General features: G+C 42.1%; 27 protein-coding genes. 21 read left to right on the top strand and 6 right to left on the bottom strand.

Annotation, left to right across the window (positions count from 1 at the left end; translation table 11 throughout):
- From GSR62_RS09110 to GSR62_RS09100, 3 genes are all read left to right on the top strand, one after another.
- Positions 1-1,341 carry a 6-phospho-alpha-glucosidase gene (locus GSR62_RS09110; RefSeq protein ID WP_066024262.1) on the top strand — a complete coding sequence of 447 codons (1,341 nt, stop codon included), beginning with the start codon at positions 1-3 and terminating at the stop codon, positions 1,339-1,341.
- Positions 1,342-1,412: 71 nt separating this feature from the next.
- Positions 1,413-2,168 (top strand): MurR/RpiR family transcriptional regulator, encoded by a 756-nt coding sequence (locus tag GSR62_RS09105; protein ID WP_066024261.1) that lies wholly within the window; start codon positions 1,413-1,415, stop codon positions 2,166-2,168.
- Between the two features lie 5 nt (positions 2,169-2,173).
- Positions 2,174-2,617 carry a hypothetical protein gene (locus GSR62_RS09100; protein ID WP_066024260.1) on the top strand — a complete coding sequence of 148 codons (444 nt, stop codon included), beginning with the start codon at positions 2,174-2,176 and terminating at the stop codon, positions 2,615-2,617.
- 128 nt (positions 2,618-2,745) lie between these two features.
- Here GSR62_RS09100 and GSR62_RS09095 read toward each other — a convergent pair whose 3' ends face one another.
- From GSR62_RS09095 to GSR62_RS09085, 3 genes are all read right to left on the bottom strand, one after another.
- Complete coding sequence (locus GSR62_RS09095; protein WP_010689967.1) at positions 2,746-2,994, bottom strand: hypothetical protein; 249 nt, start codon at positions 2,992-2,994, stop codon at positions 2,746-2,748.
- A 95-nt stretch (positions 2,995-3,089) separates the two neighbouring features.
- A complete protein-coding gene (locus tag GSR62_RS09090) occupies positions 3,090-3,803 on the bottom strand; it encodes a DUF4811 domain-containing protein (protein WP_035447108.1) in 714 nt (237 codons plus the stop codon).
- Entirely contained in the window at positions 3,804-5,288 is a 1,485-nt protein-coding gene (locus GSR62_RS09085) for an MDR family MFS transporter (protein ID WP_010689964.1), read from the bottom strand. It abuts the gene before it with no gap.
- Positions 5,289-5,442: 154 nt separating this feature from the next.
- Here GSR62_RS09085 and GSR62_RS09080 point away from each other — a divergent pair, with 154 nt between their 5' ends.
- The 12 genes from GSR62_RS09080 to GSR62_RS09025 all read left to right on the top strand — a co-directional run bounded on the left by GSR62_RS09080 (position 5,443) and on the right by GSR62_RS09025 (position 12,024).
- On the top strand, positions 5,443-5,877 hold the full coding sequence (locus GSR62_RS09080) for a MerR family transcriptional regulator (protein WP_010689963.1): 435 nt from the start codon (positions 5,443-5,445) through the stop codon (positions 5,875-5,877).
- Entirely contained in the window at positions 5,877-6,254 is a 378-nt protein-coding gene (gene gloA2 / locus GSR62_RS09075; protein WP_010689962.1) for an SMU1112c/YaeR family gloxylase I-like metalloprotein, read from the top strand. The genes GSR62_RS09080 and gloA2 overlap by 1 nt, the downstream gene beginning before the upstream one ends.
- An 11-nt stretch (positions 6,255-6,265) precedes the next feature.
- On the top strand, positions 6,266-6,529 hold the full coding sequence (locus GSR62_RS09070) for a hypothetical protein (protein WP_035447111.1): 264 nt from the start codon (positions 6,266-6,268) through the stop codon (positions 6,527-6,529).
- Positions 6,530-6,872: 343 nt separating this feature from the next.
- Positions 6,873-7,304 (top strand): LytTR family DNA-binding domain-containing protein, encoded by a 432-nt coding sequence (locus GSR62_RS09065; RefSeq protein ID WP_035447114.1) that lies wholly within the window; start codon positions 6,873-6,875, stop codon positions 7,302-7,304.
- A gap of 1 nt (position 7,305) precedes the next feature.
- Entirely contained in the window at positions 7,306-7,746 is a 441-nt protein-coding gene (locus GSR62_RS09060) for a DUF3021 domain-containing protein (protein WP_066024259.1), read from the top strand.
- A gap of 154 nt (positions 7,747-7,900) precedes the next feature.
- Positions 7,901-8,254, top strand: a complete 354-nt coding sequence (locus GSR62_RS09055; RefSeq protein WP_010689954.1) for a PadR family transcriptional regulator — start codon at positions 7,901-7,903, stop codon at positions 8,252-8,254.
- On the top strand, positions 8,247-8,885 hold the full coding sequence (locus GSR62_RS09050; protein WP_010689953.1) for a DUF1700 domain-containing protein: 639 nt from the start codon (positions 8,247-8,249) through the stop codon (positions 8,883-8,885). Before GSR62_RS09055 ends, GSR62_RS09050 begins: the two co-directional genes overlap by 8 nt.
- On the top strand, positions 8,869-9,918 hold the full coding sequence (locus GSR62_RS09045; RefSeq protein WP_066024258.1) for a DUF4097 family beta strand repeat-containing protein: 1,050 nt from the start codon (positions 8,869-8,871) through the stop codon (positions 9,916-9,918). The genes GSR62_RS09050 and GSR62_RS09045 overlap by 17 nt, the downstream gene beginning before the upstream one ends.
- 28 nt (positions 9,919-9,946) lie before the next feature.
- Positions 9,947-10,216 (top strand): PspC domain-containing protein, encoded by a 270-nt coding sequence (locus GSR62_RS09040; RefSeq protein ID WP_035447119.1) that lies wholly within the window; start codon positions 9,947-9,949, stop codon positions 10,214-10,216.
- 141 nt (positions 10,217-10,357) lie between these two features.
- Positions 10,358-10,798, top strand: a complete 441-nt coding sequence (locus tag GSR62_RS09035; RefSeq protein WP_010689946.1) for a DUF3290 domain-containing protein — start codon at positions 10,358-10,360, stop codon at positions 10,796-10,798.
- Positions 10,799-10,810: 12 nt separating this feature from the next.
- Positions 10,811-11,452: a DUF421 domain-containing protein gene (locus GSR62_RS09030; RefSeq protein WP_010689945.1), complete on the top strand. Its 642-nt coding sequence runs from the start codon at positions 10,811-10,813 to the stop codon at positions 11,450-11,452.
- 80 nt (positions 11,453-11,532) lie between these two features.
- Positions 11,533-12,024, top strand: a complete 492-nt coding sequence (locus GSR62_RS09025) for an antibiotic biosynthesis monooxygenase (protein ID WP_010689944.1) — start codon at positions 11,533-11,535, stop codon at positions 12,022-12,024.
- Positions 12,025-12,233: 209 nt separating this feature from the next.
- On the opposite strand, the gene GSR62_RS09020 is transcribed toward GSR62_RS09025, so the two are convergent.
- Positions 12,234-12,542 carry an ArsR/SmtB family transcription factor gene (locus GSR62_RS09020; RefSeq protein ID WP_035447123.1) on the bottom strand — a complete coding sequence of 103 codons (309 nt, stop codon included), beginning with the start codon at positions 12,540-12,542 and terminating at the stop codon, positions 12,234-12,236.
- Positions 12,543-12,698: 156 nt separating this feature from the next.
- On the opposite strand from GSR62_RS09020, the gene GSR62_RS09015 reads away from it, so the two are divergent.
- The 4 genes from GSR62_RS09015 to GSR62_RS09000 all read left to right on the top strand — a co-directional run bounded on the left by GSR62_RS09015 (position 12,699) and on the right by GSR62_RS09000 (position 18,854).
- Complete coding sequence (locus tag GSR62_RS09015; protein WP_035447126.1) at positions 12,699-14,432, top strand: ABC transporter ATP-binding protein; 1,734 nt, start codon at positions 12,699-12,701, stop codon at positions 14,430-14,432.
- On the top strand, positions 14,433-16,214 hold the full coding sequence (locus GSR62_RS09010; RefSeq protein WP_066024257.1) for an ABC transporter ATP-binding protein: 1,782 nt from the start codon (positions 14,433-14,435) through the stop codon (positions 16,212-16,214).
- Between the two features lie 181 nt (positions 16,215-16,395).
- Complete coding sequence (locus tag GSR62_RS09005; protein ID WP_010689940.1) at positions 16,396-17,328, top strand: ATP-binding cassette domain-containing protein; 933 nt, start codon at positions 16,396-16,398, stop codon at positions 17,326-17,328.
- Positions 17,328-18,854, top strand: a complete 1,527-nt coding sequence (locus GSR62_RS09000) for an ABC transporter permease/substrate-binding protein (protein ID WP_066024256.1) — start codon at positions 17,328-17,330, stop codon at positions 18,852-18,854. Before GSR62_RS09005 ends, GSR62_RS09000 begins: the two co-directional genes overlap by 1 nt.
- A gap of 66 nt (positions 18,855-18,920) precedes the next feature.
- Here GSR62_RS09000 and brnQ read toward each other — a convergent pair whose 3' ends face one another.
- Entirely contained in the window at positions 18,921-20,264 is a 1,344-nt protein-coding gene (gene brnQ, locus GSR62_RS08995) for a branched-chain amino acid transport system II carrier protein (RefSeq protein WP_066024255.1), read from the bottom strand.
- A 199-nt stretch (positions 20,265-20,463) separates the two neighbouring features.
- Between brnQ and GSR62_RS08990 the strand changes: the two genes are divergently transcribed.
- Positions 20,464-22,317, top strand: a complete 1,854-nt coding sequence (locus GSR62_RS08990; protein WP_066024254.1) for a heavy metal translocating P-type ATPase — start codon at positions 20,464-20,466, stop codon at positions 22,315-22,317.
- 56 nt (positions 22,318-22,373) lie between these two features.
- Here GSR62_RS08990 and GSR62_RS08985 read toward each other — a convergent pair whose 3' ends face one another.
- On the bottom strand, positions 22,374-22,814 hold the full coding sequence (locus tag GSR62_RS08985) for an ASCH domain-containing protein (protein WP_005922728.1): 441 nt from the start codon (positions 22,812-22,814) through the stop codon (positions 22,374-22,376).
- 125 nt (positions 22,815-22,939) lie between these two features.
- Between GSR62_RS08985 and GSR62_RS08980 the strand changes: the two genes are divergently transcribed.
- Positions 22,940-23,959 (top strand): LacI family DNA-binding transcriptional regulator, encoded by a 1,020-nt coding sequence (locus GSR62_RS08980; protein ID WP_010689934.1) that lies wholly within the window; start codon positions 22,940-22,942, stop codon positions 23,957-23,959.
- Positions 23,960-23,979 lie beyond the last annotated feature (20 nt).

The following is a 23,979-nucleotide window of genomic DNA, read 5'->3' as shown; positions in this document are numbered from 1 at the left end:
ATGGATAAGAAGTTTTCAGTTGTAATTGCTGGTGGTGGGAGTACCTTTACTCCAGGGATCGTCTTGATGTTATTGGAGAACTTAGATAAATTTCCGATCCGTCAGATCAAGTTTTATGATAATCTCGAATCGCGTCAAAAAGTGATCGCAGATGCTTGCGAGATCATTTTAAAAGAAAAGGCACCCGAGATCGATTTTGTTGCAACAACTGATCCAGAGACAGCCTTTACTGACGTAGATTTTGTCATGGCTCATATTCGTGTCGGACTATATGCGATGCGTGAAAAAGATGAAAAGATCCCACTTAAATATGGGGTCATCGGGCAAGAGACCTGTGGACCAGGGAGGATCGCTTACGGGATGCGTTCGATCGGGGGCGTCTTAGAGTTGATCGACTACATGGAACAATATTCACCAGATGCATGGATGTTGAACTATTCCAACCCAGCAGCGATCGTGGATGAAGCAACACGCAAGTTACGGCCTAACTCTAAGATCATCAACATTTGTGACATGCCGGTCGGGATCGAAGAACGGATGGCGCATGCGATCGGGCTCAAGTCACGCAAAGAGATGGAAGTGCGCTACTACGGCTTAAATCACTTTGGCTGGTGGACTGATATCAGAGATCATGCTGGCAACGACTTGATGCCACAGATCAAAGAGCACGTAGCTAAATACGGCTATTCACTCAAAGAAGAATTAGGTGAACATGAATCACAACATACTGATCCAAGTTGGATGCACACCTTTGCTAAAGCCCGTGAAGTCTATGCAGTCGATCCAGATACCTTACCAAATACGTATCTCAAATACTATCTCTATTCACAAGATGAAGTTGAGCATGCCGATCCAGAATATACTCGGGCAAATGAAGTTATGAATGGGTGTGAAAAACACGTCTTTGGCGAATGTGAAAAGATCGCACAAGCCGGAACAGCTAAAGATACCAGTTTAGAAGTTGATGAACATGCCAGCTATATCGTGGATCTAGCACGGGCGATCGCCTACAATACGCATGAACGCATGCTGTTGATCGTGGAAAATAACGGTGCTTTGAGTAACTTTGAACCAACCGCGATGGTCGAAGTTCCATGTATCGTAGGTAAAAACGGACCTGAGCCATTAGTTCAAGGCCAGATCCCTCGTTTCCAAAAGGGCTTGATGGAACAACAAGTTGCAGTCGAAAAGCTCGTTGTTGAAGCTTGGGAAGAACACTCCTATCAAAAATTATGGCAAGCCCTCACTTTATCCAAGATCATTCCAAATGCGCGTGTCGCTAAACAGATCTTGGATGATCTGATCGAAGTCAACCGTGATTTTTGGCCAGAACTCAAATAGTGTAATCGCTTTAGTTGATTGTGCGAAATATGCTATAATTTAGCATAGTTAAACAAAGTAGGGGGACGCACATGACACTGGAAGAATTGATCACAAAACATCAAAAGGCCTTAGGAGATCTTGATAAGACAATCTTGCGTTATGTGCTGGATAACAGACCAAAGATCCAACAGATAAGTATTACTGAATTAGCAACTGCCACATATACCTCTAAATCGACAGTTTTGCGCCTAGTCAGGAAATTAGGCTTTACTGGTTTTTCAGAATTCAAATACTTTTTAAAGACGAGCACTAAAGAGGCTAAGCCAGCTACGGAGATGTTTGCCGATCTCCAGGTCTCAGATATCATTAAGACGATCAAAGGCTTGGAACATATCGAATGGGATGATCTGACAGCCCAGCTCAAAGAGGCCCAAACGATCTATTGTTACGGCACGGGTTTTTCGCAACGGCGAATCTTAGATGAATTTGCTAAAAATCTGTTGCAACTAGGTAAACGGGCGATCACGATCCCCAATAAGACAGAGCTTGATATGGCGATGAAGATGATCACGCCGCAAGATGTAGTTTTGTTGGCCTCGCTTAGTGGAGAGACGGAAAATATCAAGGAAAACATCTTCATGTGGACGCTAAAAAATGTCCCCCTTGTAAGTATGACCCGAGCAGGCGAGAACACCTTTGCGAGTCATTCGAATTTTGCTTTACATTACTATGTGACGCCATTTTCCGTTATCAAAGAAAAAAAGGTCGGGTCGTTAGTCACATTATCAGTCGTTGTTGATTATCTTTTTCGAAAGTTGACCGAAAAAATGAGTAAAGATAGGTGAGAAAAATGTTGAAACAAGTACTGGCAAGACCAGCTGTATACAAGAAGATCTTATTAGGCTACTGGATCGGTTCAAGTGTGATCTTATTTGGATATCTATATTTGGTCGCACTTGACCTTGGCAAAAGTCTGCCAGCGACTTTACAAGCAATGCCTAGTTTAGCTCTAGTAACGATCATTGCAGGTCTCAACTTATTGTTAGCGGCGGATTTATGGAAGATCTCAGCCACGGATAGTCCACTATTTTTGAGTCTAGCTTTGGTACAACAACTCTTGAGTTTAAACTTTGTAGGGGCGTTACTGATCTATTTTTACCAACGTTTCAGTCAACAGAAGTTTCTCCAGAAGCCGACAAGAGATCAAGGTGCGCTGGTAATTTCCTTTACGCTGGTCATCTTACTGACACTTTTTGTTCTCTTGATCAGGATCAGATTGGAATTTGTAAACTAACACAGTGCGCAAGAATGCGCTTATTTCCTAGGAGTTGCATTCTGGAGCACGACTATGAGCACAGTACGTAAGAATTGCATAGTTACACAAAAAAGCATGCCAAAACAATTTTGGCATGCTTTTTTATATTAAAATGAGTATTGTTCGACCGGGGTTTCAAACCAGTCGTAACGTAAAAGTTGTTTGAGTTTTTTATTTACAGGGATCCAGATCCCACTCTTTAAGATGTCTTTCATTGTTTGGATGAAGAGCATGTCATGTGCCACGCTGTCAGGGCGGGCAACTTCAATGACTTCATCATCTTCAGTTTTTAAGGTGATCTTGTTTGATTTTACGTCTACAACTTGTGCAGAGACAATATCAGTCTTTTTATCCATATAGATGTTCCTTTCTGGATGGTATCTTAACTTGATACTGTCTTAACTATACGCTAGTTGCTTAAATTTGTTTATAAATATGCCTTAAATTTAGTTTAAGAATCACTTGTTTGAACTTGAGTGATCAATTTTTTGACTAACTGTTGAGTTGCTTGCTCTTGTAACTCTTTGAGCACATTCTCCCGTTCGGTGCTAGACATCGTTGGGTTTTGTTGCAATTTCTGCGCTAATTCTTGTTGAATTACCTGGGAAATATTTTCCTTGAGCTCGGTGTCATGTTCTTCGAGTAATTTTTTAAGCTGTTTAGCTTGTTTAGTGCTCAAAACAAACCAATTATCAGTCAATTTGAATTCATAAGTTCGATGTTTGAGACGATCATTATTGTCTAAAATGCCAAAGAAAAGCTCGGAAAGGCCATTTTGGTAGACATAACGCTCTTCAGTTACGACTAATTGCGGAGTTTTGCCAGTTTGCGAGTATTTGGTAGTCGTATCAGTCGTTGGCGTTTGGCGCAATTTCTTCTCATCAGAAGAATTGTGGTAGAGATAAACTCTTTCTGACTTAGTACCAAGTGGTTGGTACAGCAATACATCGAGGTGATCGGGGACTGAAGAAACGAGTTTTTGTTTTTTGGTGACCGTTTGAACTTTCATCCCCCAATTATAGGAATCATTTAACACGATCGCACCGGTACAGAGCACCATGATCGCCAATGACAGTAAAGCATATAAAACGCGATGCTTAAGGGTAGGTAGGACTGTAAAACAAAAGAAACTGATCGTGGCTAAAACTAAAATAATGATACTCATTTACTTAGCCCCCTTTTTAGTGATCGTGACTTTAGGTGCATTATTGCCCTTCTTTAAGAAGAAAGCAAAGAACAATGCGACAGCTGCAAAGAGGATCGAAATAAAGAATGCAGCATGATAACCATTCAAAACAGCCCCAGTAGCGAGGTCAGCATATTTGAGCGGTGTTTGGACCAAAACACTGTGGGCTGGCATTGAGTTTTTGGTGACCGAGCTCAAAACGGAGATCAAGATCGCAGTCCCGATCGAGCTTAAGACTTGGCGGAAAGTATTGTTGACCGCCGTCCCGTGAGAGATCTTATTGAACGGTAAGACATTCATCCCTGAAGTCGTGACGGGCATCATTGTTGCGGAGATCCCAAACATCCGGATCGCATAAAAGACGATGATCAACATGATCGAAGTCTCTTTAGTGATGAAAAGAAATGGGATCGAGCCTAAAGTCAACATCGTCATCCCGGCAAGCGCCATGAATTTAGCTCCGTAACGGTCAAATAAGCGTCCCGTGATCGGTGACATGATCCCCATTGCTAGAGCTCCGGGTAATAAGATCAAGCCAGAATGAAAGGCGGATTCGCCGCGAATATTTTGGATGTAAAGTGGGATCACCATTTCTGAACCAACTAAAGCCAAGTTAGCCACCCCACTTAAGATCGCAGCCAGGCTAAATTCACCATATTTGAAAACTGTGATGTCCAAGAAAGGTTCGTCCATTTTTAATTGGCGCCAACAAAAGAGAACAACAAAAATCGCCCCGACAGCTAGATAGACGAGGACGTAGAAATCGCTCCAGCCGTCGTTACCAGCTTTAGAAAAGCCATATAATAATGCTCCAAACCCGATCGTTGAGGTGATGATCGAAATGACGTCGATCTTTTGATGGGTGTTAGGCACCACGCTTTTCATAAAGAAGAAGGCTAAGATGATAACGGCGATCACGATCGGAATGATCATGCCGAATAATTCACGCCAAGTCCAGTTATCGACGATCCACCCAGAAAGTGTTGGCCCTAAAGCTGGTGCAAGCCCGATCACAAGTCCGACCGTCCCCATAGCAGCTCCACGTTTTTCCGGGGGAAAGATCGAGAGCATGATCGTTTGAAGTAACGGCATTGAAACGCCGACCCCGATACCTTGGATCAAACGACCGGCGAGAAGGACTCCAAAATTTTGGGCGGTAAAGGAAACGACTGTCCCTAGTAAAAAGGTCAACATCGCCCAGAGATACATTGTTTTTGAGCTGAAGCGGTTGATCAACCAAGCTGAGATCGGGATCATGACCCCATTGACCATCATAAAACCAGTCGTTAACCATTGAACGGTTGCCGTTGAGATCGAAAAATCCTTCATGATCGCAGGAAAAGCAGTGTTCATCAAGGTACTATTCAAAAAAGTACAAAAAGAACCGACCATTAAAACTAAGACCAATAGATTACGATTATAACTATTGCCATTGATGTCGGTCGGATGTGTAGCATTATTCAAACAAGTTCACTCCTTTATTATTTTAGATATTATTTTCAATTTATGTGCGTTGCCTACTATAAACCTTATTTACCAACTTTGTCAAGATAGTTGACAAATCGCCTAAACAATATAAAATCTAAAGTAGGAAAATTATTTGCGAGGGGGAAGAAACTTGAAAGAGACGAAGCATAAGATGCACAAACCCCACTTTATCCATGACATTCGGATCGGGATCGGTGATATGTGTAAGATCACAGGGGTCACAGGGCGGCAATTGCGCTATTGGGAAGAGCGTGGTTATATCAAGTCGCTAGCTGATGAGAAGAATTCAGTGCGTAAGTATAGCTGGGAAATGTTGTACAAAGTCGGTTCGATCAAAGTTTTTATCGATGAGGGTTATACTTTAGCCAAAGCCGTAGAAAAATCTGAATTGCGTGAAAAAGAAATGGCGATCATCCGCAAATTTATGGCAGCCAATATGCATGGCGTGGAGATCACGGATGAAGAAAAACTCTACGGACAGTTAGATCTAGGGCAATGTGAAGGTAAAAAGATATACGGTGTTGTCGATGAAAATGGCAGTCATTTGGAATTTGGTGAAGGGTAATGTTTGTCCATCATATTGCGATCATTTGTAGTGATCGAGCGCAAGCAGTTGATTTTTATGTCGACAAATTAGGCTTTAAGATCGTATCTGAGCATGTTCGTCCCGAAAAAGATGATATTTTGTTGAATGTAGCTAAAGATGGGCTAGTATTGGAGTTATTCATCAGGCCCAATGCACCAAAACGTGTCAGTGGAGCTACTGGAGAGGCAAGGGGTTTGCGTCATTTGGCTTTCAAATGTGACGATGTTGCAGCGGAAAGGAAGCGTTTGTTGGCGTTAGGCGTCAAATGTGAGCCGTTGCGGCGTGATGACTTTGATGGTAAGTTGATGACCTTTTTCTTTGATCCCTACGGCTTGCCCCTCGAATTACATGAATAGAAGGAATCGTAATGGTAGAAAAATTAAAACAATATCCAGTCACAGCTATTACTGTGGTAGCAATGGTGTTGATAACATTATTATTAGGTGATCTGGCTTGGTTTAGAAAATTAGCAGTAGTCTTATTGACCTGGTGGGTCGGAGTAGGCTTTGAAAAACCGGTCAATGAGATGATCGCTCAAGAAAAATTAGGAAAGCTCATGGGCAAAGGCTTTGTTTTGATAGCAACAGCAGTTTTTGCGGCCGTAGTGACCTATGTTCAAATAAGATTTTAAGAGTGTGAGACAATGCGGCCAGCGCCGTATGAATAACACGGAGAGCCCCATAATGCGTATTTTGCATTGTGGGGCTCTCCGTGTTATTTACTAGGCGTTGCATTGTCGAACACGTTTCCACTATATAACTCAGATGCGTATTTTTGCATCATGGGGGATCTTCTGTTATCTGCTAGGAGTTGTGCTGTCGAACACGTTTCAGCTACATAGCTTGGATGCGTATTTTGCCCGCTTGAGCTAACTTTCAGACCGTTTGCCTATCATTACCGACCATTTAGGCGTCTTTAGCGAAAATCAGCCTAATATTTGCTAGAATTTAGCTAAAGGAAGGGGGAAAGCCAAAATGAAAAGTAAATTTGAGATCGACCCTAAATTACCCGAAGAATGGGCCGAATTTCATGTGCATGAATTGACGGCCAAGTTACAACAAGTCATCCAACTACTTGAGCATGATGAACAAATTTGGGGCTATGCTGATCAGATCGTTAAGCCGTTAGCCTTAGCTCAGATCATTTCCTTAAATAGCCAAGCTGGTAAGGTCTATGCTATCACCGAGCACGGTAGCTATCAGATAAAGAAGAAATTGTATGAAGTGGCTGAACTTTTATCCCCGGATTTTGTTAAGATTAGTCGCAGTGAATTTGTTAACTTGAATTATTTAGATCATTTGGAATTGACTGTGCAAGGAACGATCGCTTTAAAACTAAAAAATGGTACTACGACCTTTGTGGCTAGACGTTGTGTCAAAAATCTCAAAGAAAGGCTAGGGATCTAAGATGAAAATATTTAAAAAGATAATTAATGCTAGTTGCCTGGGGATCGCGATCGGGGTGATCTTATCCGTCATCTTTTCCAGTATTTTGGGGCAGGGAGAATATATGCCCTCAACGCCAACGTTTATGGAACTATTTACGACCCCAGTTAGAGCGATGGCAAGCTCGATCATTTTGTGGGCTCTAATGGGAAATGTTTTTTATTTTTCCGGATCGATCTTCAAACAAGAACAGTGGAGTTTGCTCAAGATGTCGCTCCTTCATTATCTTGTGACATTGATCTGCTTTTTCCCGTTAGCTTATCTGGCGGGCTGGTTTCCTCATAGTATTTTGTGGATCGCTAGCTTTTTACTGATGTATACGGGAATTTATCTCATTATTTACCTTGGAAATTATCTTTCCACATGGTTAGAGATAAAAAAGATCAATCAAAAAATCAAATAAAAGCCTAGTCCTAAGCGGTTTTATAGCCTACTTAGGGCTTTTTATATCAAATTTAATTTATTTTACAATATTAGTTGACTCTATATATTATACATCATATAATATTAGTGAAGTTAAGATATAACAGAGAAAAAAGAAAGGTGGGAAAAACCGCATGGAAATCAAAGTAACAGCTGATCTATTAGATGGTTTGGTCTTAGCCTTGTTAGAAAGTCAAGATTACTATGGATATGCGCTGACACAAGATATGCAGCAAGCGATCTCGATCTCAGAATCAACGATGTATCCGGTCTTACGTCGCTTACAAAAGGCAGAATATGTGACCACATACGATGCGCCTTATCAAGGACGCAATCGTCGTTACTACAAGATCACTGAGAGCGGGGAAAACCATTTACAACGTATCAAAAAAATGTGGAATGATTATAAGGAAAGTTTAGATGCTGTCTTTGCCGCAGCGGATAAGCGCAAGCAAAATGCACAAGATGAGGAGGGGCAACATGAATAGGGAAAAATATCTGGCTGAATTAGAAGAATACTTACAACCTTTAACGCCAGAAGAACGTGCCGATGCCATTATGTTTTATTCAGAATTTATCGATGATGCAGGGTTAGAGACCCGCAGTCAGATCGAAGAACGGTTAGGCACACCACGGCAATTGAGTCGGAAAGTCTTAGCTGATTATTCGATCAAGACGACCGATGAAGAAGTCAAGTATCAACGCACGGCGACCCCACAGTCAAATGTGAAGATGATCTGGTTGATCTTACTAGCTTTATTAGCTTCACCATTCCTCTTAGGTTTTGGTGGGATCATGATCGCAGTGTTGATCGGGATCTTAGTCTTACTGGCAGGGTTAGTTTTTGGCGCTGGCGTGCTCTTATGCGCCGGTGTAGTTGTAATGGGGCTCTTGATCTATATCGGGGTCGCAATGCTATTTAGCAGTTGGGCAGTCGGGCTCTTTTATCTAGGCTTAGGGCTGTTAGCCTTAGGGGGGCTTTTAGTCGTTATCCCGCTAGTCTATTGGTTGATCCGCTTGATCTTGCAAGGGATCGCCAACTTCTCCAAGTATCTCTATGATAACTTGAGTAAGAAACGCAAAGAAAAAGGAGGCAGTGACCATGAAGAAGACATTTAAATTTGGTTGGTTGATCTTAGCTATCGGTGCCGTGATCGCAATTGTGGGCGCTGTGTTCCACGGCGTTAAGGCAGTCGAATTCGATGGCTTAAAGGTCCAAGTCGTTAAAAAAGATAGAGATATTCAAAAGACGTATGCTAAAAAAGAATTTGATCGGATCGAGATCGAAAATGGGTCGGGTTATTTTGCGCCGGTCGATCTTGATATCAGACAAGGCTCTGATTATAGCGTTTCTTACAGTGGAAGTTCACGCTTTGAACCAAAGATCAGTTATCAAAATGGAACATTGAAGATCATTCGGGGGCGTAATATATCTGGTACAGTGAGCTTTGATTTTACGGATCATCACACAAAGGTCGATAGCAAATTAGTCATTACGGTACCCGAAAATGTAAAATTGAGCACGTTAAAAGTTGAAGGTATCTATAATAACCTCGACTTGGAAAAACTAAATGTTGGAATGCTAGAGCTTGACTTAAATCACACTAAAAAACTTGAATTAAATGAAGTGACGGCAGAAAGAACAGACGTTGATACTGGTATTGACGCTGGTCAGATCATCAACTCTAAGCTCAACAATGGTAAATTAGAATTTACTGCAGAGGCTGATCTAGACCTAGTGGTTTCAGGTGGTGAACTAAATAATATCAAAGTCAAGACAGAAGGTCGAGGCAGAGTCTACTATAAAGACGGGCTAGTCTTGAATGGTGGGAGTACACAATTAGCTGACATCGAATACGGTTATGAGTATAGCGATGATGAAAGTGATAGCGAAGATGTTGATGACACCGAGCCAAGTCCAGATCTTGATGCCGATACGATCACAGTCAAGGGTAAATATGAGATCAAAAACACAAATGGTGCGATCCGTGTCGGCAATGTAACAGTACAAGGTTACCGTTTGACCAACAAACATGGTAAAAATACATTACATGACCAACAACAGACAAATGGTGGTACACTAGAAGAAAATGCAGATCAAGCTGATGTCTTGACTTTAGATAATCAAACCGGCGAAAATACGGTAAAGTAAATCAATTAATTGAAAGGATGAAGTTGCGATGGCAAAAACAAAAAAAGAATTAACAAAATCAAATGATAAAGTAGTTTCAGGTGTCTTTGGTGGTGTCGCAGAATACTTTGGCTGGGATAAAGCGATCACCCGGATCATTGGTGCGATCTTGATCATTTTCCCGGGAAATATTGTCCTTGGTTTATTGATCTACTTCATTGCCGCTTTAGTTATACCTGATGCACCAAGTAATGGTCGTAAAGATTCACACCATTCAGAAGATGATAGTGTGATCGAAGGCGAATTTAAAGAAAAATAATGTTAAGTAATAGAGCTTCGCTGGTCGGATAGATCAGCGAAGTTTTTTTCTATTTTTAATTTTTTATTCAAAAAAATAGGTATAGTATTTTAGACAATTCCTCGGTATCATAAAAATAAAAAAATGACTGAGGTAATGAAAATGACATTTTATACCTTACAATATCTTCAAAATCAACGTGAGGTAAATCAGTTGGTGATCTATACCTTAGCTGCGATCGGTTTAGTTATATTATTGTTTGCAGTTTTGATGTATTCACGCAATCGTTTAGATACTAAATACCGCGATATCAGTATCATTATGTTACTGGTGATGCTTTTCTTGTTTGGCTTAGGCTACAGTAACTATGAGCAACACCGTACGCAAACATTAACGACTTCACAGGTCCAACCATTTTTACGTTCGGTTGCACGTGAAGAAGGTGTCAGTACAAAAGACGTGGCTGTCAACAGTCGTAGTCTTGCGGATGGGATCATCGTGAAAGTCAAAGATAAGTACTATCGGGTCGAATTAAGTGTCGATCGTAACAGTTATAAGTTGGCCCGGACGCATTTGATCAATAAAGATATTACGATCCAATAGGGGGATTTTAACGTGGAATTTTATGGACCGATAATTGGCAAATTTATTTTAGGGATGTTATGTATCATCTTACAGATAAATATTGTTGGTAAACGAAATTTAGCCCCAGTGACAGCACTCGATCAAGTACAAAATTACGTACTTGGTGGGATCATCGGGGGGATCATTTATAATCAAGATATTACGGTGCTACAGTTTTTGATGGTGCTCATCATTTGGACTTTAGTGGTGATGGTCTTGCAATTTTTAAAAAATCATAATCGCTTAGCCAAGGTGATGATCGATGGACGCCCAGCGATCTTAGTCAAAAATGGCAAGCTCGACGTGGAAACTTGTTTAAAACGCGGGGTGACGGCCGATGAATTGATGTTTAGATTGCGGGTCAACGGGATCTATGAGTTAGCGCGGGTCAAACGGGCCGTTTTGGAACAAAATGGCCAATTGACAGTGCTCGAATACGGTGATGATGAAAGTATTCGCTACCCCTTGATCAGTGATGGGATCATCAATTACGATATTTTAGAAATGATCTCACGGGATGAAGCCTGGCTTGATGAGCAATTGCAAAAGAACGGCTTTAAGAGCAGTACAGAGGTCTTTTTAGGCGAATACATCAGTGGTAAGTTACATTTTGTGGGTTATCCAAAGAAATAATTAGCAGTTTTTAGCTAATAGGTTTAGAATAGTCCTAGTGATATACTAATAAAGTAAGTCTGCTGAAAGAAGGATGAATTATGCCATTAAATGAAATTAATTTGGCCTTAGGACCAGAAAAAATGTTGACGACGATCTCAGACCGTTACGCTGACCGGAATTTTTTACTTTATCGTGCATTAGCCAATAAAGATGGATATTTGCTCGTTGATATTTCCGGTGAACATACAGTGTTTGAATCTGGTTTGAATTATCGCGTCTTAAAAGAGATCGGTGAAACGGATTGGGACGGCCTACTAGAATTGCGGTATGTGACTTTAGATACTGATCAACAAAAAGTTTTCAATGCAGTTGTTGATTCTTGGAACAACAAAGCTGCGCGTCCCCTTGGGTTGAAGGCTTCTAAAGTGTTGATCTCTTTGAAAAAGGATTTCCAATTCCTCTTGTTGAATGTCTGGGAAGATGAACAAGACTATTTGGCTTGGAATAATTCACCTGAAAATAAATTAGCGCAATTTGGACACGATGGTAACCGTGCCCCAGTAGATAAGCTCTACATGCGCGTAAGATAAGCTACATAAGAATATGAGATATGACAAGGGATCCACTGTGATACAAAAATATGTATCACAGTGGATCCCTTGTTGCATAGCCTGTTCATAGTCGTGCTCCAGAATGCAGCCTCTAGAAAATAGCAACACCCCAACTTTGAGGTGTTTTTTGCCTCGGAGTTGGGGTGCAGTTATTTCTACGGAGCTGAGCGCAATCCTCCGCACTGTGATTAGTCTTCGTTGATGTGTTCTTCTACTTGCTTGAAGATCGTGATGATGTGGTTGTCGGCTAGCGTGTAGTAGACGTGTTGCCCGTCACGCTTGCTGGAAACTAGTCCCGTTTGGCGCAAGATCTTTAATTGATGTGAGACCGCTGATTGCGTCATACCGATCGCCTCGGTGATCTCATTTACTGTAAGTTGTTTTTCAAATAATAAATACAAGATCTTATAGCGAGTCTCATTGCCAAATGCTTTGAAGATCTGTACACTGGCTTCTGTTTCCTCCTTTGAAGGGAGATTTAAATCATTATCCATCATAATATTCACCTTGTGTCTTGCTAGAGTTAATAGATTTCCTAACTATTATAGCAAAACTATTTTTAAATTGAGTGGTTGAATAAAAATTAAAATTCCGCTAGACTTGTACATACGAAGCAAAAATGTCTTAATAAATTTATCATTATGGAGGGGAATATGGAGATCTTAAAACCACACTTGAAAAACTATTTGGGTGCGATCATTGGTGCGGTCATTTCGATCATTGTGGCTGCAGGTGCATCTCTATTGCAACCGCGTATCCTACAATTTATCTTAGATAATTTATTAAAAAATGATCGCCAGGCAATGTTCAATTACGGGATGATCTTGATCGCTTTAGCGGTGATCGGGGTGATCGCTGGGATCTTGAATGTTTATTTTGCCGCTCGGGTCGCTCAAGGCGTTACCAGTGATCTGCGGGAGGAGACATACCGTAAGATCCAAACATTTTCTTTGAGCAATATTGAAAAATTTTCGGCTAGTACCCTAGTCGTCCGTTTGATCAACGATATGAATCAAGTGCTAAATGTTGTGATGACGACCTTTATGCAAGTTTTACGGATGCCGATCATGATCATCGGGGCTTTTGTGTTGGGGATTGTCACTATTCCACGTTTTTGGTGGCTACAAGTCGTGATGTTTTTAGCCGTTGCTTTAGTCATCGGGCTGACTTTCCCGCAATTAGGTAAGATGTTTGATCGTTTCCAAAAGAAATTAGATCGCAGTAATACGATCGCTAAGGAAGCGATGCAAGGTATTCGAGTGATCAAATCTTTTAACCAACAAGAAAACGAAGAAGAACGTTTTGGTGAAGTTTCAGATGAGATGAATGATCTAAATATCAAGATCGGTTATGTGTTCTCCTGTTTATTGCCAGCCTTTTTCTTAGTCTGCAATGTGGGAATCACGGCAGTCGTTTATTTAGTTGGGATAAATGTAGAAAATAACCCGGGTGAACTGGCAGCGATCACTTCATATATCGGGTATCTGATGCAGATGTTATTTACATTAGCCTTTGGTGGGATGACGATGGCGATGTATGCGCGTGGTTTTGTTTCTTTGGGCCGAATAAAGGAAGTTTTAGATACAAAACCAGATTTAACATTTGATCCAAATGCACCAGAAGTAGAGCTTGATGGGACTGTTGAATTTGATAATGTCTCATTTGCTTATCCTGGGGCTGAAAATGAAACGCTCAAAAATATCAGTTTTAAAGTTGCTCCAGGTGAATCGATCGGGGTCATCGGGGCCACTGGCTCAGGGAAATCGACCTTAGCTCAGTTGATGACTCGTTTATACGATCCGACTTCTGGGGTCGTTAAAGTTGGTGGGGTCGATCTGCGTGAGGTAAATGAAGGTTCATTGCGTAAGGCGGTATCACTAGTCTTACAAAAAGCCTTACTCTTCTCAGGTAAGATCTCAGATAACTTGCGCCAAGGTGATCGGAATGCTACCACTAAAGATTTTAGATGGGCAGCCCGGATCTCACAGGCAGCTGAGTTTGTGGAGCGCTATGATGATCAATATGAACATCCCGTTGAAGAGCGTTCGGCGAACTTCTCTGGTGGGCAAAAGCAGCGTTTGTCGATCACGCGTGGGGTCGTCGGTAAGCCAAAAGTTTTGATCTTGGATGATTCGACCTCGGCTCTAGATGCTAAGTCGGAAAAACGAGTCAAAGAAGCGCTAGAAAAAGAATTGACGCAGACGACGACCTTTGTGATCGCAGAAAAGATCTTCTCCGTGATGGATGCTGATCGGATCATGGTCTTAGATCAAGGTCAGATCGTAGCATTGGGATCGCATCAGGAGTTATTAGCGAATTCACAGGTCTACCGTGAGATCTATGAGACGCAACGTGCTAAAGATAAGATCGAGGAAGGGGAGCTGTAAATGAAGGATTTTAAAATTGCCTGTGGCTACTTTTGGAAGTATTTGAAGCAATATTGGCTAGCTGTGACAATTATGATCGTTTTGACTTTACTAGCGACCTTTTTCCAAGTGATCGCACCGATCTACATGGGAAATGCGGTCACGGCTTTGACTAAGTATGTCGCTCAATTAGCTGACCCAGTGACACGTGCGAGTGCCTCAATGGCTGCTTTTTATACGGCATTGAAATTGATGGCACTGTACTTCTTATTGAATGTGTTAGCTCAATTCATTGCTTGGATGATCATGTCTAAGTTTAATGCGGACGCAACCAATGGCATGCGCAAAAACTTATTTGCTAAATTGCAACGTATGAAGATCCGTTATTTTGATACGCATCAAGACGGGAAGATCTTATCGTTATTTACGTCAGATATCGATAATATCTTCAACGCTTTGAACAATGCGGTCTTTGAGATCGTTTCTCAGGGGGCACTTTATATCGGAACATTGATCGTGATGTTTTCGATCAACGTCAAACTAGCTTTGATCACTGTAGCCTCGACACCATTTGTGCTAGTGATCGCTCTAGTTATCATGTCAAAGGCCCGGAAATATTTAGATGCCCAACAAGATGAGATCTCAAATCTAAACGGTTATGTCAATGAACAGATCAACGGTGAACAGGTCATTTTGAGCAACGGTCTCCAACAAGAATCGATCGCTGAGTTTAAAAAATATAACCAGCGTGTTAAAGATACGATGTTTAAAGGTCAATTCTATTCCGGTCTCTTGTTTCCTTTGATGCAAGGTCTGTCATTATTGAACCTAGCGATCGTGATCGTTGGGGGGATCTGGTTGATCGTGGCGGACTCGATGAATACAGCGACTGGTCTAGGCTTGATCGTGATGTTTGTGCAATATTCGCAAACCTATTTCCAACCACTGACACAATTGACCTCGATCTACTCGATGATTCAGCTGGCATTGACCGGTGCGAGACGTTTGGCTAAAGTCGAAGCCCAAGCAGAAGAGGATCTAGTTTTGGACGGTAAAAAGCAGGAGGGCTTACGTTCAAAAGTAGCTTTAAATGATGTGCATTTTAGCTATGATGAAGGTAAAGAGATCTTGCATGGGATCGATCTGTCAGTAGATAAAGGTCAGATGCTAGCCTTAGTTGGACCAACGGGATCAGGTAAGACGACGACGATGAATCTTTTCAATCGCTTTTATGACGTTGATTCTGGGTCGGTGACTTTTGATGGAGTGGATGTACGCGACCTTACACTCAAGTCATTGCGTTCAAAAGTTGGGATCGTATTGCAAGATTCGTTGCTCTTTACCGGAACGATCGCCGATAATATCAAATACGGCAAACCAGATGCTAGTGATGAAGAGATGATCGCCGCGGCTAAACAAGCACAGATCCACGATTTCGTCGTTAGTTTGCCCGATGGATATGCAACTAAAGTCAGTGATGAGCAGTCGATCTTTTCAACGGGGCAAAAGCAATTGGTAAGTATTGCGCGGACTTTACTGTCTGACCCTGATTTCTTGATCTTAGACGAAGCGACATCTAACGTTGATACGGTGACGGAAGAAAAGATCCAACAAGCAATGGATGCAGTCCTAGCTGGACGCACGAGCTTTGTGATCGCGCACCGCTTAAAGACGATCGTCAATGCCGATAAGATCGCAGTTCTACGCGACGGTAATGTGATCGAGCAGGGCAGTCATGCAGAGTTGATCGCCCAAAAAGGTTTCTATTACGATCTATATACAAACCAAATGGTGCTGGATTAACGAACACAGTGCGCAGAAAAGCGGGTAACTCCGTAAAAATCATGTATCCCACTTTTGAGACCGTTTTTGTCTCGAAAGTGGGATCTTTTTATTTCCGGGGAAATATTGATTTGAGCGTATCAATTGTATTTTTGCTTACTTTCCGTCAGACTAGATGATATGAAAGTACGAGGTGAAAGCGATGATCCATTATCAAGATGTAGGGATGAAATATGGTGAGAACACGATCTTAGAGCATATCGATCTTGAGATAGATGCTGGGGAATTTTTTGTGCTAGTGGGTCCCAGTGGTAGTGGTAAAACAACGCTCTTACGGATGTTAAATCAACTGACGATCCCCACTCAAGGCAATATTTATCTAAATGACAAGAAGATCAAAGAGTATGATAAGCAAAAATTACGCCTAAATACTGGATATGTGTTACAAGATAGCAGTTTATTCCCAAATTTGACACTGGAAGATAATATCACGATCCAACTCGAACAACTCGGAGTAGGCAAGGAAAAACGCCGGGCGCGAGCACATGAATTGTTGCGAGCGGTCGAACTTGATCCTAAAGTATTTGCCAAACGTAAGCCAGCTGAACTTTCAGGTGGCCAAAAGCAACGCGTGGCGATCGTCAGAGCTTTAGCCACTAAGCCAGACTTAGTTTTGATGGATGAATCATTTAGTGCCTTAGACCCTGTGTTGAGGCGCCAGTCGCAGGATCTGATCTTAGATCTGCACCAAAAATTAAAGCCGACGATCGTTTTTGTGACACACGATATGCAAGAAGCTTTGCGTTTGGGTGATCGGATCGCTGTTATCCATGCGGGACATTCACAACAAGTCGGCACACCTACGCAGATCATGCAACATCCTGCCAATGAATTTGTAAAGGACTTCTTTGATCCTGAATGCCCTCACTTTTGGAACTTGGAATATTTATTACAAACTACGTATCCGACTAAGATCGCAGATGCTAAATATGCGATCGAGCTCGAGAGTTTTGATGACTTATTGATCCAACTGCAAAAAACGCCTGAGTTGCAATTCACGTATCAAGCCCAGACTTATCAGATCACCTATCAAGCGCTCCTGGCTTATCTAGCAGAACAAGGGGGACGGAGCTAATGGCAAAATTATTTGAAACGCTCAGTGTGCAACGCACTGAGATCTTACAGGCACTGGGGCAGCATTTGACGATCTCACTTATTTCATTAGTGATCGCTATTTTGATCGCAGTCCCTTTAGCGATCAGTTTGCGTGATCGACCATTTTGGGGTGAGGCTGGTTTGCAGGTAGCTGGGATCATCCAAACGATCCCCAGTTTAGCGTTATTAGGGTTCTTGATCCCATTAGTTGGCATTGGAACGCTCCCAGCTGTGATCGCTTTGACGTTATATGCGATCATGCCGATCTATCAAAATACGTATGCAGGGCTGAAAAATGTCGATCCCAATTTAAAAGAGGCTGCTCAAGCATTTGGGCTTTCACGCTGGAAACAACTGCAACGGCTCGAATTTCCGTTAGCTTTACCGTTGATCTTATCGGGGATCAGGATCGCCTTAGTCATGGTCATCGGTACGGCAACTTTAGCTGCTTTTATCGGTGCTGGTGGCCTAGGAAGTTATATCATGCTGGGGATCCAGCAAAATAACAATGATTATCTGCTGATCGGGGGCATCTTGTCGGCAGCTTTAGCCTTTATCTGTAGTGGTCTTTTAAAATTTATCGGCAAAAATTCTCGTCGGATCTATGCAACTTTGGCGCTCTTAGCTCTTTTGGGAGCAGGCGTTGGTGGGGTAAAAGTATACGAAACTTTACAGCCCAAGCCCGTTAAAGTCGTGATCGCCGGCAAACTTGGCAGTGAACCCGAGATCTTGATGAATATGTATAAGGAATTGATAACCCAAGCTGATCCTAAAGCCGAAGTGACATTAAAACCTAACTTTGGTGGAACGACATTTCTGTTCAAAGCACTGCAAAAGGGGCAAGTTGATATCTATCCTGAATTTACTGGGACAGTCTTAGAGGCGTTGGTCGATTACGATCAAAAGACACCTGGTGATCCAAAAAAGACCTATACGCTAGCGCAAAAGCAATTATTAAAGCAGTATGATCTGCGCTATTTAAAACCGATGGCGTATCAAAATGGTTATGATCTAGCAGTGACTAAGGAATTTTCGCAAAAATACAATGTGACTAAATTAAGTGATCTGGCACGGGTCAATGATAAGGTCCATGCCGGCTTTGATCCCGATTTTTCCAATCAAGAAGATGGTTATTTGGGCTTAAAGCAAGCCTATAATTTAGATTTTGGCAAGATCTCGGTCATGGAGCCCGCCCTACGCTATCAAGCGATCGCGCAAAAGAAGGTCAATTTGGTCGATGGATATACGACTGACCCGCAAGTGCGCCAATATGATCTAGTGGTGCTAGAAGACGATAAGAACTTTTTCCCACCGTATCAAGGAGCACCGTTGATGAATGAAAAATTTGCCAACGATAATCCTAAAATCGTACAAAGTTTAGAAAAATTAGCTGGCAAAATTACGACTAAAGAGATGCAAGAAATGAACTATGAAGTCAGTGTTAAGCATCAAAAGGCCAGTGTAGTCGCCCATAAATATTTAGTCGAACATGGACTGTTAAAATAAGCGGGATACAAAGAGGGTCTACCATGATGACTTTACATCATGATAGACCCTTTTATTATTTATATTTTACTTTTTACGCATGAAATATCCGATCAGACCGATGACTAGGCCTAACAAACTAAAGCAGACCCACCCAAAGCCGAGCTCAAAGAATGGGAAATAAGTTTGAGCAAACTTGAGCAGTGTTTGGACTAGCACAGTTTCTTTTAGCCCAGCTGGCAAAACATTCAACATGTCAAAGAAAGCAGGGATCAAAGTCAGAAATGTCGTAGTTTTGTAGACCAAAGCGTAATTGTTGAACAATGGTGAACAAACACCTAATAAGATCAAAGTGATCGCTAACGGGTATAAAAACATCAAGACTGGTAATGACCAAGCGATGATCGCATCAAGTCCGAGGTTAGCGATCGCAAATGATAGCAAGCAATAGACCAGTAAGATCGCTTTATATGAAAAACGACTGAATAGTTGATGGAAGGCTTGGGAACAGGCGATCGCAAGCCCCATTGAAGTCGATAAACAGGTGATCGTCGTCAAAGTCGCCAACAATGCATCACCAAAAACGCCCATATAGTGATGAGAGATCTGCGTTAAAGTGATCCCACCGTTTTCTGCCAAGCCAAAAGTCGAGACACTTTGCGCTCCTAATAAGATCAAGGCAATATAGATGATCCCGATCGAAAGGATCCCAAGTGAACCACCTTTAGCAGTTGCCAAAGCGATATCTTTTTTATCCTTCAGACCAAATTGGCGAACGGCCGTAACGACAGTGATCCCAAAAGCGATCGAAGCCAAAGCATCCATCGTGTTGTAGCCCTGGAGAAGCCCCGAGGTCAAGGCGCCCGTCAAATATTCCTTAGTGATCGGTGCACTCGCAGCTGAACTGAGCGGGCTGATAAAAGCTAGTAAAAAGATCACAAATAACATTACTAAAAAGATAGGGTTGAGCACCTTACCGATCAAAGCGGTGATCTTACTTTCTCGACTAGATAGAAAGTATACCAATAAAAAGAAGATCGCTGAATAGATCAATAGGCCTAATGATTGCTGATTTTGTGGAATATGTGGTGCAAATCCGATCGTAAAGGGAACGGTCGCCGTTCTAGGGGTCGCAAAAAATGGTCCGATCGTAGCGTAGATCAAGATCATAAAGAGTAACGCATAGCTGTGCCCGACTGGACGCGCTAATTCATAAATGCCACGTGATTGCGTGATACTGATCGATAGTAGACCTAAAACTGGTAGTAAAACACCTGAGGCTAAAAAGCCAACTGCAGCGCTTAGCCAGTGGCCCCCAGCCATTTGGCCTAAATGAACGGGAAAGATCAGGTTGCCAGCCCCAAATAACATCCCAAAGATCAAAGAGCCGATCATTAGATAATGTCTGAAAGTTAATTTCTTACTGTCCATAAAATCCTCCTATACTATTTATAAAAAAAGTCCTCTCAGGTCAAGGCGGCCAGACAGGACACAAGTAATATTTAACTTTTAAGCTACATTATTTTTGCTTAAAAGTCAAAGTAATTCAAATAGTTGCATGGTGAAATTAAAAATGCTACACTTTAATTGAAAATATGAACATATATTCATAAATTTAGAGGTGAGAATAATGAGGGAGATCATTTCCGCAAACAAAAATAAAATTATTCAGATCGTAATTACAATTTTGCTATTTTTAGTGGCACATTTGCCAAATTTAAGTACTGGACTGGAATTTGCTATTTACCTAGTGGCTTATCTGATCATCGGGTTTGGTGTGATCAAAGAAGCGATCGAGCATATCTTTCAAGGTAAATGGTTCGATGAGAATTTTTTGATGATGATCGCAACAGTTGGAGCTTTTGCTGTCAAACAATATCCCGAAGCGGTCGCCGTGATGTTATTTTATGCTTTAGGTGAACTCTTTGAAGATATTGCAGTTGAGCGTTCACGCGCTTCGATCACACAATTGTTAGATATTCGTCCAGAATATGCTAATTTAGTCGCCGAAGATGGCAGTGTAACTAAGATCGCGCCCGCACAAGTCCAACTTGGTGAAGTGATCAAGATCAAACCAGGCGAACGTGTACCTTTGGATGGTAAAGTTATTAGTGGAAGTGCATATTTAGATACGGCTGCGTTGACGGGTGAATCTGAACCGCGCTTGGTCGAAGCTGGAACCCAGATCTTGAGCGGTGCGATCGTGTTAGACAGTGTTCTCGAAGTTCAAGTGACCAAGCCGTATGGTGAATCAACGGTCGCTAAGATCTTGGAATTAGTTGAAAATGCAAGTCAAAAGAAGGCGCCAACGGAAAAATTCATCACCAAATTTGCGCAAGTCTACACACCGATCGTGGTCGGAGCTGCGTTATTATTGGCGATCATTCCACCGCTATTTTTTGGCCAACCATTTAACGAATGGTTCTATCGGGCATTGATCTTTTTAGTGATCTCATGCCCATGTGCGTTAGTCATTTCGATCCCTTTGGGCTTTTTTGCCGGGATCGGTGCCTCATCTAAGGTTGGTGTTTTGGTCAAAGGGAGCAACTACTTAGAATTATTGACGCAGATCCAGGCTTTAGTGTTTGACAAGACTGGGACTTTAACAGAAGGCAAATTCCGGGTCGAAAATGTCTATCCTAATGCAGGTATCAAAGAAGCTGAATTAGTTGAATTGGCAGCGATCGCCGAGATGCATTCACCGCATCCGATCGCGCGTTCGATCGTGGAGTATTTCCCAGGAAAATTACCGACCGAAAAATTAGCAACTGTAAAAGAAGTGGTCGGTCAAGGGATCAAGGCTGTTTTTGCTGACCAAGAATTATTGGTCGGTAAAAAAGCTCTGTTGAATGAACACGGGATCGCGTTGGCAGAATTACCAACAACAACTACGGGTACACTAGTCTATGTTGCTTATGCTGGCAAATATTTGGGCTGCTTAGAGATCGCTGATACGCTCAAACAAACTTCCGCAACAACGCTAAAAGAACTCAAAAAACAAGGGATCAAGACGGTGATGCTGACGGGGGATCGGCAAAAAACAGCGGATGCGATCGCGTCTAAATTGGCGATCGACACGGTCAAAGCAGAACTTTTACCGCAAGATAAGTTGACTGAAGTTGAAAAGTTACAACAAGCTCAAACTAGCAAAGTCGGCTTTGTCGGTGATGGGCTAAATGATACCCCTGTTTTGGCGAGTGCTGATGTTGGGATCGCTATGGGAGCTTTAGGCTCTGATGCGGCGATCGAAGCAGCGGATGTTGTTTTGATGCGTGATGATCCAGCGGCGATCTTACGTGTTTTAAATATTGCGCGTTGGACTAAAAAAATTGTTTGGCAAAATATCTGCCTAGCTTTAGGAATTAAATTTGTCTTTTTGATCTTAGGTGCCTTTGGTGACGTAACGATGTGGGAAGCTGTGTTTGCGGATGTTGGGGTCACTTTGATCGCAGTTTTGAACGCTTTGCGGATCATGCGTAAATAACACACAATACTAAATAAACCGATCTGACTAGTATCTGGCTGGTCAGGTCGGTTTATTTAGCTAAAAACAACTTCAAATTCTTCACAGACGACTTCGAGTTCAGGCGTAAAGTCCAGCTTTACTTCGGCTAATTCATCAGTGAAGAAAGCTTGATGGACTTTACGCCAATAGGCTAGGCTCCGATCGCCTTCGCCCTCTAAATAAGCATGGCGTGCGGAAACGTTTTTAAATAATGTGCGGTAGACTTTGGTCGTTTTGGTGATGCAGATCGCCTTGTCGTTGCCATCTAAGATGATATTATATTCACCGACTTGAGGAAGGGGCTCATTTTCTAGCGCATATAAGGGATAAGAAGATGTAGTAGCTGTTTTTTGCCCGCGCAAAACAAGTTTGGCTAAAAGATCAGGTTCACAGCCAAAAGCCCAAGCTTCATGAGGGGCATTGGCAAGCGTTGGATCACCGGCACAAAAGGCGTGCCACATTTCAGTTGCATTCATCGGCTAGTACCTCGACTAAATTTTTTCAAAGTATAGCATAATTTTTTGATGAATGCTTGCATAAAGATATTTTGACGGTATATACTTAGATTTATGCAAACGTTTTTATGGAAGGTGGTGCTCAGATGGCAACGATAAAAGATGTCGCTAAAAGAGCTGGTGTTTCGCCGTCAACGGCTTCACGCGCGATGCATGATAGTCCGTTGATCAGCGAAGAGACCAAGGATAAGGTGCGCCAGGCGATGAGAGAGCTGGATTATTCGCCTAATTTTGCTGCTCAAAATTTAGCTAATCAAACCTCAAATACGATCGGGGTCATTTTGCCAGCCCGCGAAGAAGCTGTGGGGGACAATCCGTTTTTTATCCAGATCATCCAAGGCTTAGCTTCGATCTGCAATGCGCACGATCAGTTAGTCTCGGTTGCGTCTGGTCAAACGACTGAAGAACTGATCAAAAATATCGAAACGATGATCAAGCGCGGAAATATTACGCGCTTCGTATTTGTCTATTCCCAAGCCAATGATCCGGTGCTGGAATGTATCAAGCAACATTCAAAGATCCACTATGTTGTGATCGGTTCACCATATACCGATAAAGAGACAACGTGTTATGTAGACAATGATAATTTCAAAGCGGGATATGATGCAACTAAATTCTTGCTGGACAAAGGAATTGCCCAAGTCGTCTATGCCCACACTAATTTAGCTGAAAAAGTACAAAATGCACGGTATAAGGGGTATTTAGCAGCTTTAGCTGAAGTTGGTCTAGCTGAATCACCGCTGTGTTTGAGTACAGTTCCGGCTGCTGAAATGCAAAATGCCCAAGCTTTTAGTAAGATAATGGCTAAAAGTAGTGGTAAAGTCGGGGTCGTAGCGTGTGATGACATATTGGCGCTTGAGATCCAGCACCTCTGTGATATTTGTGAGGTCGAGCGATCTGAACTTGCTTTGTTGGGCTTTAATAACTCATTGCTGGCTAAAACGGCACGCCCAGCCTTGACTTCAGTTGAGATCTTTCCACGCTTTTTAGGTTCCGAAGCTGCGGCGTTAGCGATCAGCACTAAGGAAAATGACAATTTAAAGCTGGAGACCGATCATGTAGTCGTACCACATAAGATCGTGGAACGAGCTTCGACCAAAATCTAAAAATCTCAGAAAAAGAGATT

Source organism: Ligilactobacillus animalis, assembly GCF_009933595.1.
In the GTDB taxonomy this organism is placed as follows: Bacteria; Bacillota; Bacilli; order Lactobacillales; family Lactobacillaceae; genus Ligilactobacillus; species Ligilactobacillus animalis.
Note: the sequence above shows the minus strand (reverse complement) of the source record. Positions and strands in the feature narration are given on the sequence as shown.